Source organism: Lonsdalea quercina subsp. quercina (genome assembly GCF_000688655.1).
Taxonomy (GTDB): Bacteria; Pseudomonadota; Gammaproteobacteria; order Enterobacterales; family Enterobacteriaceae; genus Lonsdalea; species Lonsdalea quercina.
The window spans coordinates 59,404-71,222 of record NZ_JIBO01000003.1 but is presented as its reverse complement, the minus strand read 5'-3'; the positions used below and the strand labels follow the sequence as shown (position 1 = coordinate 71,222).

Genomic DNA, 11,819 nt, shown 5'->3' with positions numbered 1-11,819 from the left:
CAGTTTTCAATGTTAAAAACCCAGTGATTGCTCTATATTAACTCCACTGCCATTTGTTGTTACAGGTCATTTACTTTCATGAAAACAATCGAAACGCTCATCGCTAATAACCAGAATTGGTCCGAAAAGATGGTGAAGGAAGATCCGGGTTATTTTGAACGATTAGCTCAGGCGCAGCGCCCGCGTTTTCTATGGATTGGATGTTCGGACAGTCGGGTTCCCGCTGAGAGCCTGACCAGCCTGGAGCCGGGAGAGCTATTTGTTCACCGTAACGTCGCCAACCTGGTGATCCATACCGATCTAAACTGCCTGTCGGTCGTGCAATATGCGGTCGAAGTGTTAGAAGTCGAACACATCATCATCTGCGGTCACTATGGCTGCGGCGGCGTGCAGGCCGCGGTGGAAAACCCCGAGCTGGGGCTGATTAATAACTGGCTGCTGCATATCCGCGATCTGTGGTACAAGCATAGCTCTCTGCTGGGAGAATTGCCTCCCGAAGAGCGCTTCAACAAACTGTGTGAACTCAACGTGGTAGAGCAGGTATATAACCTCGGCCACTCCACGATCATGCAGTCCGCCTGGAAACGGGGCCAGAAGGTAATGATCCACGGCTGGGTTTACGGCATTCAGGACGGTCGGCTGAGCGATCTGGAAGTGACCGCCACCAGCCGCGAATCGCTGGAACAGCGCTATCGCCGGACGATGNCCTCACTGCTGTCATCTTCCCGGCCAGACTAATCGAAATCAAAAGCCGCGCCAACGGCGATTGTTGAGCGCGGCTTTTTCATTCTCTCCAACAGGCAAGCCCAGGAAGCTTACTCCGGCACAACCTTGCCAATATACGGCAGGTGACGATAATGCTGCGCGTAGTCGATGCCATAACCCACCACGAATTCGTCCTCAATGGAGAACCCGACCCACTCGACGGGCACGTCGACTTCACGGCGTGACGGTTTATCCAATAACGTGCAGATGGCAAGGGACTGCGGTTCGCGCAGTTGCAGTATTTCCCGCACACGGCTGAGCGTGTTGCCGGAGTCGATGATGTCTTCCACGATCAGCACGTCTTTGCCACGAATGTCCTCGTCCAAATCCTTCAGAATCTTCACGTCACGGGTCGAATTCATGCTGTTGCCGTAGCTTGATGCCGTCATGAAATCGACTTCGTGAGACACTTCCAACGTCCGGCACAGGTCTGCCATGAAGATGAACGAGCCTCGCAATAATCCCACTAGCACCATGTCGCTCTGGCTGTTCTGGTAATGCGCGCTGATTTGGCGACCGAGTTCGGCTACACGCGCTTTGATGTCCTGTTCGGAGATCATGACGTCGACGGTGTGTTTCATCATATTGAAAACTCATTGAAAGGAAGTGTTCTGTATCGCCTCGCAGGCCATACCCCGATGCTGAATACGCGACCTGTGCGCACCAGAAGATATGGCCGCGGAGTATAGCAAAAGCCCCTTTCCACTAACAGGCGCTTTCATGCTTGAGCCTAAATGCGTGCGGCGTATTTCCTGTTTGATCGTAGGAATATCGCTAAAAAAAACGCGTTGACCGCAACGTTTGAACAAAATAATCAGGATTGTGTTATGCCTGGATAAAGCTGGGTAAAGCCGGTTGCCCCTTGGACGATGAATGCTCTTATATAGGGCTATTCCTACTGAAGAGGTGCATTTATGAAAACATTGACCCAACGTTATGGCATCGCTGCCGCCATCGCCGCTTGCTCTCTTTTCGCGACCCTGCCCAGCGCCTTTGCGCATCCGGAACAGGGCGCGCCGCAGATGGAGGGGCATGGCCACGGCGAAAAAGACCATGACCGTATGCCGCACCATCCGCCGTTCCCTCCGATGCCGCCAGCGTTGTATCAGGCCTCTCTACAGACCAACGATCCGGTCGCGGGGGTGAACAAACTGGTTTCCAACGTGCCTGCCGGCATCGGCAAAACCTATGAAGTCAGCGTCAGCGTACGTGAAGTGCCGCCCGCACCCCAAAAAGGCGCTGCGGATAAGTGAACCTGCTAAGGTTTACTTAATCGTCTCATGGCAACACAGGAATTTCGTATGAAAAGATTAGTGACAGCTTTCGCCGTGCTGAGCCTCATGCCTTCGGCCTTTGCCGCGCCTGGCGGCCCGGATATGTGGCATGGGCATGGACATGGTCACGATCATGGCCCTGGCCCCGGCCCCGGCCCCGGCTTTCACTACGACCATCTACCGCCTGGAGTCGAAACCGTGCTGGTAGCCGGGCTGACCTACTACGTACTGAACGGGATATTTTATCGTCCGGATCAGGAGGGGTATGTCGTGGTCAACAACCCGGAAAATGTCGAGACCACGAATACGATGACGGTGCTGGACGTCAACGGCGAACGTTTCTACGTTAAAAACGGACGCTACTACCGGCACACCATTGAAGGCGATTACATCGAAGTCCCTAGGCCGCCGGGCCTGTAATCACGGTTTTTCCCTCCTGCGGAGGGAAAAAGACCGGTTGCTCTGTACGAATACTGAGCCGGACCGGCTGGTCTGGCTCAAACCAGTTATTGGTCTGCACCTGCAGCACATCATCCCCAATTCTCACCTGATATAGGTTATTCGTCCCCAGAAACAAACGATCCTCTATCACCGCCGTGCCTTCAGGATCTAACGCCAGTGCGATTTCCTGCGGACGCACCAGCCAGTCTCGCATCATCCCCGGCTCCAGCCCCAGCGATCGCGCCGAATGGTGCTGGCCCAGAAAGCTCTTCCAGTCCTTGTCGCCGGTAATCTTCACCGGCAGATAATTGCCGTAGCCCATGAAGTCCGCGGTGTAACGATTCACCGGTCGGTAATATAAGTCCGCGGAAACGCCTTGCTGGACCAAATGGCCTTTGCGCATCAGCATCAGATGGTCGGCGAAAGCAAAGGCGTCTTCTCTTTCGGTGGTCACGTACAGCGCCGCGATATGGCGCTGCTTCAGTAATCGGCGCAGCTGCGTCAGCAACGGGTAGCGATGCTGGCTGTCTATGCCGGTGAACGGCGAATCAAGCAGCAAAAGCGAGGGGCGACAGGCCAGCGTACGGGCCAGCGCGCCCCGCAGACACTGCTCTTTCGACAATTCGTGCGGGTAACGCTGCGCCACGTCCGTGACGCCCATCAGCGCCAGAGACTCCTCCAGCACGCGGCGCGACTCGTTACCGGGGATATGCTGCATCCCGAAGCGGACGTTCTCCATCACGGTCAGATGCGGGAACAGCGCGTCATCCTGAAACACCATCCCAACGGACTGGGAATATGGAGGCTGGCCGTTGACGGGCGTTCCCGCCAGTACAACTTGGCCCTGCGTCGGTGCGATCAGCCCGGTAATCGCCTTGAGTAAGGTGCTCTTGCCCTCCCCGCTTTCCGCGAGCAGGCAGACCAGTTCGCTTTCATGAATGGAAAAGGTGACGCCGTCCAGGACGGGATGAGATGGGTAACCGCAGTGCAGTTCGCGCACCGACAAGATATCAGGTTGGGTCATGCGGAATTTATCCTTCCCTCTGTAGCAAACGATGAAGTCCGAATAACGGCGGCACGCCGAGCAAGACCAGCAGAAACGCCGGCGCGGCGGCCCATGCCAGCTGATCGGATTCAACAAAGCCGAACACATAGGTCGACAGAGTGTCGACGTTGACGCGCTGCAACAGCAGCGAAGCATTCAGCTCTCGCAGACCCTCGCTCCAGACCAGCAGCGCCCCCACGAGCAGCGTGCCGCGGACGGATGGAAACACGTTCAGCCACACGTTTTGCGCCGTTGAATAGCCCAGCGTTCGACTCATGGCGTTCATTCCCGCCGGAAGTTGGCGCAGCTGCTGGTGCAGAGGGGCGATGATGAGGCTGGCGCCCCGCNCACTATAGACCAGGATCAACATCAATACCGAGCCGGACAAGACGCCCATTGCGAGCGGCATGCCGCGCGAATCAATCAGCATGAGCGCTACCAGCACGCCCATCCCAGCCAGACTGCCCGGCAACACACGATTGAAACCCAGCCAGCGCAGTGGATGCCGAAACGCGGGATTGTCGGCGGTCCGCTTGTCGAACAGATACATCATCGCCAGTCCCAGCGAAATCAGCGTCGCGCACGACGCCGCCAGTACACTGTTGATTATCGCCAGCAGCAGCGGCAGCGTCCAAAGCGTGACCGTCGTCGTCAGCCAGTGGCGGGCCAGCCAAAGAAGCGGTACGCCGAACGCCAGCAGCATCAGTCCGCATCCGGCCCACAGCGTGACGCGGCGGAGCCAGACCGGCGCCTCAGGTCGTTCAATCGGGTAAGGCGATGCGGGACGCTGGTAACGCACCTGCCAGAGGCGACCGTGACGCGCGATCGCCCCGAGCAGCACGATCAGCGGCAACAGGAGCAGCGCCATGCGCGCCGCAGTCCCGAATTGGGCCTTGTCGCGCCAGAAATCCAGGCTGGCGGTCGTCAGCGTCGGCACAGAAAAATAGCTCGCCGCGCCGTAGTCCGACACGGACTCCAGTGCCACCACAGCAAGCCCCAGCCATAGCGTCGGACGAATGAGGGGAAATCGCACGCGAAAAAACAGCCGTAGCGCAGAGGGACAGTACAGCCGCCCGGATTGCATCACGCTCTCCGGCAGACTCATTAACGTAGCGCGCAACAGCAGATAAAGATAAGGGAACAAAGACAGCGCAAGGCACGCGCTACAGCTGACCTGCCGCAGCGATAGGCTCCAGTCTCTCCCCCATCCGGACAGGCTGGCGAACGAGAGCGCATAGAAGGTTTGCCGGACCGGACCGCCGAACTCCAGCAGTTCGCCGTACACGGCCGCCAGCAGATAGGCGGGCATGGCCAGAGGCAGCAGGAGCGCCAAGTGTAGCCAACGCTGTCCCCGGAAACGATATCGGGCCATGATCAGGGCGAACGGAAGCGCCAGCAATAAACTGATTGCCGCGCTCTCCGCCATGATCGTCAGGGTATTTCCCCCATAGCGCGGCAACATCGCCCACAGGGAAGCCATGCCCATGCCGGGTTCAACCACGGCCAGCACAGCCACTGCCCATACAGGAAACAGCAGCATCCCCGCCAACCACCCGCTACTGACGCGCCAGATACTGAGATTCATAGGTAAAAGCATAGAAAAAGTTTCAGATAACACGATTAATAACAGAGCATAACTCGGTCGTCATAAAATCAATCTGCAAGAAAAAGGCACTAATCCGGCTATTGGTCGATACTTAGCCCTGATGGTCGGTCAAAGCCTGCGCGCTGGCGTTGATCGTGGCAGGCGAGGGGCATCTTAACCGCTTAATAAAACTTGGAATCCGCGATAATAACTGTGGTAACGTCTCACCAACGGCAGTATGAAACAGGTCAAACCATGAAAAAATCCGCGCTGGCGCTACTCTTGCTGAGTCTGTTAAGCGTCTCCTCCGCCAGTCAAGCACTGAACGAATTCGAAGCCGAAGATCTCGCCGATCTGACGGCTATCTTCGTGTATCTGAAAAATAACTGTGGCTACCAGGATCTGCCCAACGAGCAAATTCGCCGCGCGCTGGTGGGATTTGCACAGCAGAACCGCTGGGATTTGAGCAACTACAACACTTACGACATGATCACCCTAGGCGAATCCAGCTATCGCGATTTAAGCGGCATCGCCATCCCCACGCCCAAAAAATGCCAGTCACTGGCCCGAAATTCGCTCAGTCTGCTGGCGAATACTCAGTAATTGTCTAAATCCCCCGCACTGCGTGAAATTTGACCGTGCAAGCCTAATAAGAGTTAGCTATCATAGCGCGCCAATTTTCATGGCTGTTATCGCGGAGGAAGCACTAACATGTCCCAGAAAGAAATTTGGTATGAAACACTCCATGCCAACTTCGGTCAGTATTTTGCTGTAGACAATGTGCTCTATCACGAAAAGACCGACCATCAGGACCTGATTATTTTCGAAAACGCCGCACTGGGACGAGTGATGGCGCTCGATGGCGTGGTGCAGACCACCGAACGTGACGAGTTTATCTATCACGAGATGCTGACTCACGTGCCCCTGTTGGCGCATGGCAATGCCAAACGCGTCTTGATTATCGGCGGCGGCGACGGCGGCATGCTGCGCGAAGTCTGTCGTCATCGCGGCGTAGAACAGATCACGATGGTTGAAATCGACGCCGGCGTGGTGGAGTTCTGCGAGCAGTACCTGCCGAATCACAGCGCGGGCGCCTATGACGATCCCCGTTTCCGTCTGGTCATCGACGACGGCGTAAACTTCGTCAAAGCTTGTCAGGAAAAATTCGACGTCATTATCTCCGACTGCACCGACCCGATTGGTCCCGGAGAAAGCCTGTTTACCTCCGACTTCTACGAGGGTTGCGCACGCTGCCTGAACGACGGCGGTATTTTTGTGGCGCAAAACGGCGTTTGTTTCCTCCAGCAGGATGAAGCGGTCACCAGCCACAACAAGCTGAGCCACTACTTTAGCGACGTCAGCTTCTATCAGGCTGCGATCCCAACCTATTACGGCGGGATCATGACCTTCGCCTGGGCGAGCAACAACCCGGCTTTACGCCAACTTAGCCCGGAAAGTCTGCAAGAACGCTTTGCCGCAACGGGTATTGATTGCCGCTACTATAATCCGGCCATCCACGTCGGCAGCTTTGCCCTGCCGCAGTATCTACTGAATGCTCTGTCGGCCGCGCGCTGATCATCGCATCCATAAGGGGGTGAATTAAATTGCAAAAGCTGAAACTACATGGCTTTAACAACCTGACCAAGAGCCTGAGTTTTTGTATCTACGATATCTGTTATGCCAAAACGCCAGCCGATCGCGATGGATATATTGCCTATATCGACGAGCAATATAATGCGAACCGTTTGACAGAAATCCTGACCGAAACCTGTTCTATTATTGGCGCCAACGTCCTGAATATAGCCCGTCAGGATTATGAGCCGCAGGGTGCGAGCGTGACCATTCTGGTCAGCGAAGAACCCGTCGATCCGCGCGACGTGGATACGTCCGAACATCCCGGCCCGTTGCCGAATTCGGTCGTCGCCCATTTGGACAAGAGCCATATCTGCGTGCATACCTATCCGGAAAGCCACCCGGAAGGCGGGTTGTGTACGTTCCGTGCCGATATCGAAGTGTCCACCTGCGGCGTCATTTCCCCGCTTAAGGCGCTTAACTATCTGATCCACCAGCTGGAATCAGATATTGTGACTATCGACTACCGCGTGCGCGGGTTTACTCGTGATGTGAACGGCGTTAAACACTTCATCGACCATAAAATCAATTCCATACAAAACTTTATGTCGGATGATATGAAGTCGCTGTATCACCTGATGGATGTGAACGTTTACCAGGAAAATATTTTCCACACCAAAATGATGCTGAAAGATTTCGATCTGAAGCATTACCTGTTCAACGCCAGCCCGGATGCACTGAGTTCAGAAGAGCATCAGCGGATTACCGATCTGCTGTATCACGAAATGCAGGAAATTTATTACGGCAGAAACATCCCCGCCATGTGACCGCCAAGCCTAAGGGCGCGCGCCCTTAGGCTTTTCTTGTGCTTAACCTCCCTATAAATCCCATATATTGCGTGGTTGATATTTTTCACCACTATATCTAGTATTATCTATCAGAAGACGACACGACGTGTGCCACGGCGGCAGACCGCCATCGCTTCTCGATCGGGCATATCGCCCCCCTTTTTTTGCGCCCAGAGGTGAATACGAATCATGAGCATTACTGTTTACAGCAAATCCAACTGCCCGCAGTGCGATGCCACCTGTCGAGCGCTCGACAAGCACCAGATTGGCTATAATAAAATCGATTTGACTCAGGACGCTCAGGCGCTGGCCTATGTGCGGTCGCTGGGTTACCAGCAGGCGCCGGTAGTCGTGACCGGGCAGGAACACTGGAGCGGCTTTCGTCCCGACAAAATTCACGCGCTGCGTGCGATTGCCGTCTGAGGCCCACTCATGAATCCGTTGTTGATCTATTTCTCCAGTCAGTCGGAGAACACAAGCCGTTTCATCGACCGAGTGGGACTCCCTGCCATCCGCATCCCTATCCGGCCGAGCGCGGTGATGGAAGAGGTCACGCAACCCTATATTTTGGTGGTTCCCAGCTATGGCGGCGGCACCGTGATTNGCGCGGTGCCCCGTCAGGTGATCCACTTTCTTAACAACCCTTCCCATCGGCATCTTCTTCGGGGCGTCATCGCCGCAGGCAACCGTAACTTCGGTGAAGCCTACGGTATCGCGGGCGACATCATCGCGCGCAAGTGCCAGGTCCCCTGCCTGTACCGTTTCGAGCTATCCGGTACGCCTGAAGATGTGGAAAACGTGCGTAAAGGAGTCAACCTTTGGCTACAGCAGAATCAGTGATGACACGGCCCCTCGACAGCGGGCTCGACTACCATGCGCTTAACGCCATGCTTAACATTTACGATGCCGACGGCCGGATTCAGCTGGAACAGGATCAGCAGGCCATCACTCAGTATCTCGCGCAGCATGTCGCGCCCAAAACACAGCGCTTCGCCACGCTGGAAGACAAGCTGGCCTATCTCCAGGAGGAGAATTACTACGAGGCCAACGTGCTGGCCCAGTACGACGCCGCGTTTATCAAAGCGCTGTTCCAACAGGCTTACGGCCATCAATTTCGTTTCAAAACCTTCGTCGGCGCGTTCAAGTTTTACACCAGCTATGCGCTGAAAAGTTTTGATGGCAAACGTTATCTGGAAGGGTTTGAGGACCGGGTCTGTATGGTTGCGCTGACGCTGGCGCGCGGCGATGAGACGCTGGCGCGCGCGTTGGTCGATGAGATGATGACCGGGCGTTTCCAGCCCGCCACGCCGACCTTCCTCAACTGCGGCAAGCAGCAGCGCGGCGAGCTGGTCTCCTGCTTCCTGCTGCGCATCGAAGATAACATGGAGTCCATCGGCCGGGCCGTCAACTCCGCGTTGCAACTGTCCAAGCGCGGCGGCGGCGTGGCGTTCACGCTCAGCAATATCCGCGAAACCGGCGCCCCCATCAAACGGATTGAGAATCAGTCATCGGGCATCATCCCCGTGATGAAAATGCTGGAGGACGCGTTTTCCTACGCCAATCAGCTCGGTGCGCGTCAGGGCGCGGGCGCGGTCTATCTGAGCGCTCACCACCCCGATATTTTACAGTTCCTTGATACCAAGCGTGAAAACGCGGACGAGAAAATTCGAATCAAAACCCTGTCGCTCGGCGTGGTGATCCCGGATATCACGCTGCATCTGGCGCGTGAAAACAAAGACATGCACCTGTTTTCACCCTATGACGTTCAGCAGGTTTACGGTCAGCCTCTGTCGGAAATCGCCATCAGCGAAAAATATCAGGAGATGATCGATAACCCGGCGATCCGCAAGTGGACCATCAGCGCGCGTCAATTCTTCCAGACGCTGGCCGAGATCCAATTCGAATCCGGCTATCCGTACATGATGTTCGAAGACACGGTCAACCGAGCCAACCCGATCCACGGTCGCATCAACATGAGCAACCTGTGTTCGGAAATTTTGCAGGTCAACCAGGCGAGCGAATATGAGGAAGATCTCACCTACCGGAAGATCGGGAAGGACATCTCCTGCAACCTTGGCTCGCTCAACATCGCGAATGTGATGGATGGCAAGGACATCGGCCGCGCGGTGGAGTTCGCCGTGCGCGGGCTGACCGCCGTCTCGGATATGAGCCAGCTTAACGCGGTGCCTTCGATTGCGAAAGGCAACGCGGAGTCCCACGCCATTGGCCTCGGGCAAATGAACCTGCACGGCTATCTGGCGCGGGAAGGCATGTATTACGGCTCGGAAGAGGCGTTGGACTTCACCAATATGTACTTCTACACCGTGGCCTACCATGCGCTGCGCGCCTCTAACCAACTGGCTATCGAACGGGGCGAAACCTTCAAGGGCTTCGAACTGTCCACTTACGCCAGCGGCGCGTTCTTTGACAAATACCTCCAGCAGGACTGGCAGCCCGCCACGGCGAAAGTTCGCGCGCTGTTCGCTGACAACGGCATTCACCTGCCGAACCGTGACGACTGGCAGCAGCTGCGGGACAGCGTGATCGCGAAAGGTCTGTATAACCAGAACCTGCAGGCGATCCCGCCCACCGGCTCCATCTCTTACATCAATCACGCCACGGCCAGCATTCATCCCATCGTGTCGCGCATTGAAATCCGTAAAGAAGGCAAAATCGGGCGGGTGTACTATCCGGCGCCGTTCATGACCAATGAAAACCTGGCGCTGTATCAGGACGCCTACGACATCGGCCCGCAGAAAATTATCGATACCTATGCGGTAGCCACCCAGCATGTGGATCAAGGGCTGTCGTTAACGCTGTTCTTCCCGGATACCGCCACTACCCGCGACATCAACAAGGCGCAGATTTATGCCTGGAAACAGGGGATTAAAACTCTCTACTACATCCGGGTGCGTCAGATGGCGCTGGAAGGCACAGAGATTGAAGGCTGCGTATCCTGCGCATTGTGATTTTATTGACGGAACTAACGCTATGAGCAAACTCCCCCCGCTACGGGCCATTAACTGGAACCGGCCGCAGGATGACAAAGATCTGGAGGTCTGGAATCGCCTGACCGCCAACTTCTGGCTGCCGGAAAAAATTCCGCTGTCGAACGACATTCCTTCCTGGGCGCAATTCACCGCTCAGGAGCGACAGCTGACCATTCGAGTGTTTACCGGCCTGACGTTGCTGGACACCCTGCAAAACACGCGCGGCGCGCCGTCGCTGATGCAGGATGCGATTACGCCGCATGAAGAGGCGGTGCTGTCTAACGTCTGCTTCATGGAAGCCGTACACGCCCGTTCATACAGCGCGATTTTCTCCACGCTGTGCCAAACCCGCGAAGTGGACGACGCCTATCTGTGGAGCGAACAGAACGAAGCGCTGCAAAATAAAGCCGCCCTGATCCTCAAGCATTATGAGCATGACGATCCGCTGATGAAGAAAGTCGCCAGCGTGTTTCTGGAGTCGTTCCTGTTCTACTCCGGCTTCTATCTCCCCATGTATTGGGCCAGCCGCGCACGTCTGACCAACACGGCGGATCTTATCCGTTTGATCATTCGCGATGAAGCGGTCCACGGCTATTACATCGGCTACAAGTTCCAGCAGGGACTCAAGCGGGTGGATGCCACCCGTCAGGCGCAGATCAAAACCTTCACCTACGAGCTGTTGCAGGACCTTTACGACAACGAGGTGGACTATACCGCAGCGTTGTATGACGAGGTGGGTCTGACGGAAGACGTGAAGAAGTTCCTGCACTACAACGCCAATAAATCGCTGATGAATCTCGGCTATGAGGCACTGTTCCCCGCCAGTATGACGGACGTCAATCCGGCGATATTGGCCGCGTTGTCGCCGAACGCCGACGAGAACCACGACTTCTTCTCCGGCTCCGGATCGTCGTATGTCATCGGCAAAGCCGTCGAAACGGAAGACGAAGACNGGGATTTTTAGTCGCCCAAGCCATGACGCCTTCATTCCGCGATGGGGTGAAGGCATCTTCGTGCTCGCTCGCCGCGCGCCGAACTCAGCGACGGCAGAGCGACTACCCACACCGATCGTTTCCTGACGCCCCCTTCTGAAACGGACGACGCTGAATATTGCGCGCCTGACGACATCGCGATCCCCCTTGATCAGGCCAGAAGCAAACAACGAGGGGATGTCGATGGTCCGCTTGACGGCGACTTTTTAACCACTCATAAACTTAATCCCATTTTTCAATCACCTATCTCACTGTCCCATTTTTAACTTGAAGCGCTACCTTAATCCCAAAAGTGAGAATTATTAAA

The 11,819-nt window shown here is 55.8% G+C and carries 13 protein-coding genes; 10 read left to right on the top strand and 3 right to left on the bottom strand.

Annotation, left to right across the window (positions count from 1 at the left end):
- Positions 1-78: 78 nt before the first annotated feature.
- Positions 79-738 carry a carbonate dehydratase gene (can, locus tag RZ35_RS02485; protein ID WP_026741879.1) on the top strand — a complete coding sequence of 220 codons (660 nt, stop codon included), beginning with the start codon at positions 79-81 and terminating at the stop codon, positions 736-738.
- A 77-nt stretch (positions 739-815) separates the two neighbouring features.
- On the opposite strand, the gene hpt is transcribed toward can, so the two are convergent.
- On the bottom strand, positions 816-1,346 hold the full coding sequence (gene hpt / locus RZ35_RS02480; RefSeq protein WP_026741878.1) for a hypoxanthine phosphoribosyltransferase: 531 nt from the start codon (positions 1,344-1,346) through the stop codon (positions 816-818).
- 333 nt (positions 1,347-1,679) lie between these two features.
- On the opposite strand from hpt, the gene RZ35_RS02475 reads away from it, so the two are divergent.
- The gene (locus tag RZ35_RS02475) at positions 1,680-2,018 is read left to right on the top strand and encodes a hypothetical protein (protein WP_026741877.1); all 339 of its coding nucleotides are present in this window, start codon (positions 1,680-1,682) and stop codon (positions 2,016-2,018) included.
- Positions 2,019-2,066: 48 nt separating this feature from the next.
- A complete protein-coding gene (locus tag RZ35_RS02470) occupies positions 2,067-2,459 on the top strand; it encodes a DUF6515 family protein (protein ID WP_026741876.1) in 393 nt (130 codons plus the stop codon).
- Here the strand turns inward: RZ35_RS02470 and RZ35_RS02465 are convergent.
- Together RZ35_RS02465 and RZ35_RS02460 are read right to left on the bottom strand one after the other, a co-directional pair.
- The gene (locus tag RZ35_RS02465; protein WP_051625451.1) at positions 2,440-3,504 is read right to left on the bottom strand and encodes an ABC transporter ATP-binding protein; all 1,065 of its coding nucleotides are present in this window, start codon (positions 3,502-3,504) and stop codon (positions 2,440-2,442) included. The two genes, RZ35_RS02470 and RZ35_RS02465, sit on opposite strands and share 20 nt — an antisense overlap.
- Positions 3,505-3,511: 7 nt before the next feature.
- Positions 3,512-4,951, bottom strand: coding sequence for an ABC transporter permease (locus tag RZ35_RS02460; RefSeq protein ID WP_455709678.1), 1,440 nt, complete (start codon positions 4,949-4,951; stop codon positions 3,512-3,514).
- 414 nt (positions 4,952-5,365) lie between these two features.
- Here RZ35_RS02460 and RZ35_RS02455 point away from each other — a divergent pair, with 414 nt between their 5' ends.
- From RZ35_RS02455 to nrdF, 7 genes are all read left to right on the top strand, one after another.
- Entirely contained in the window at positions 5,366-5,713 is a 348-nt protein-coding gene (locus RZ35_RS02455; RefSeq protein WP_026741874.1) for a YacC family pilotin-like protein, read from the top strand.
- 108 nt (positions 5,714-5,821) lie between these two features.
- Entirely contained in the window at positions 5,822-6,685 is an 864-nt protein-coding gene (speE, locus tag RZ35_RS02450; RefSeq protein ID WP_026741873.1) for a polyamine aminopropyltransferase, read from the top strand.
- A gap of 29 nt (positions 6,686-6,714) precedes the next feature.
- The gene (gene speD, locus RZ35_RS02445) at positions 6,715-7,509 is read left to right on the top strand and encodes an adenosylmethionine decarboxylase (protein ID WP_026741872.1); all 795 of its coding nucleotides are present in this window, start codon (positions 6,715-6,717) and stop codon (positions 7,507-7,509) included.
- Positions 7,510-7,719: 210 nt separating this feature from the next.
- Positions 7,720-7,953 (top strand): glutaredoxin-like protein NrdH, encoded by a 234-nt coding sequence (gene nrdH / locus RZ35_RS02440; RefSeq protein ID WP_026741216.1) that lies wholly within the window; start codon positions 7,720-7,722, stop codon positions 7,951-7,953.
- Positions 7,954-7,962: 9 nt separating this feature from the next.
- Positions 7,963-8,370: a class Ib ribonucleoside-diphosphate reductase assembly flavoprotein NrdI gene (gene nrdI, locus RZ35_RS02435; RefSeq protein ID WP_026741871.1), complete on the top strand. Its 408-nt coding sequence runs from the start codon at positions 7,963-7,965 to the stop codon at positions 8,368-8,370.
- Positions 8,370-10,499, top strand: a complete 2,130-nt coding sequence (gene nrdE, locus RZ35_RS02430; RefSeq protein WP_099049231.1) for a class 1b ribonucleoside-diphosphate reductase subunit alpha — start codon at positions 8,370-8,372, stop codon at positions 10,497-10,499. The genes nrdI and nrdE overlap by 1 nt, the downstream gene beginning before the upstream one ends.
- A gap of 22 nt (positions 10,500-10,521) precedes the next feature.
- Entirely contained in the window at positions 10,522-11,484 is a 963-nt protein-coding gene (gene nrdF / locus RZ35_RS02425; RefSeq protein WP_026741869.1) for a class 1b ribonucleoside-diphosphate reductase subunit beta, read from the top strand.
- Positions 11,485-11,819: the final 335 nt, after the last annotated feature.

Coding starts and splice junctions, on each gene's coding strand:
- RZ35_RS02470 (WP_026741876.1), top strand. CDS start 2,067: ATGAAAAGATTAGTGACAGCTTTCGCCGTGCTGAGCCTCATGCCTTCG.
- hpt (WP_026741878.1), bottom strand. CDS start 1,346: ATGAAACACACCGTCGACGTCATGATCTCCGAACAGGACATCAAAGCG.
- speE (WP_026741873.1), top strand. CDS start 5,822: ATGTCCCAGAAAGAAATTTGGTATGAAACACTCCATGCCAACTTCGGT.
- nrdE (WP_099049231.1), top strand. CDS start 8,370: ATGACACGGCCCCTCGACAGCGGGCTCGACTACCATGCGCTTAACGCC.
- RZ35_RS02455 (WP_026741874.1), top strand. CDS start 5,366: ATGAAAAAATCCGCGCTGGCGCTACTCTTGCTGAGTCTGTTAAGCGTC.
- RZ35_RS02465 (WP_051625451.1), bottom strand. CDS start 3,504: ATGACCCAACCTGATATCTTGTCGGTGCGCGAACTGCACTGCGGTTAC.
- RZ35_RS02475 (WP_026741877.1), top strand. CDS start 1,680: ATGAAAACATTGACCCAACGTTATGGCATCGCTGCCGCCATCGCCGCT.
- nrdH (WP_026741216.1), top strand. CDS start 7,720: ATGAGCATTACTGTTTACAGCAAATCCAACTGCCCGCAGTGCGATGCC.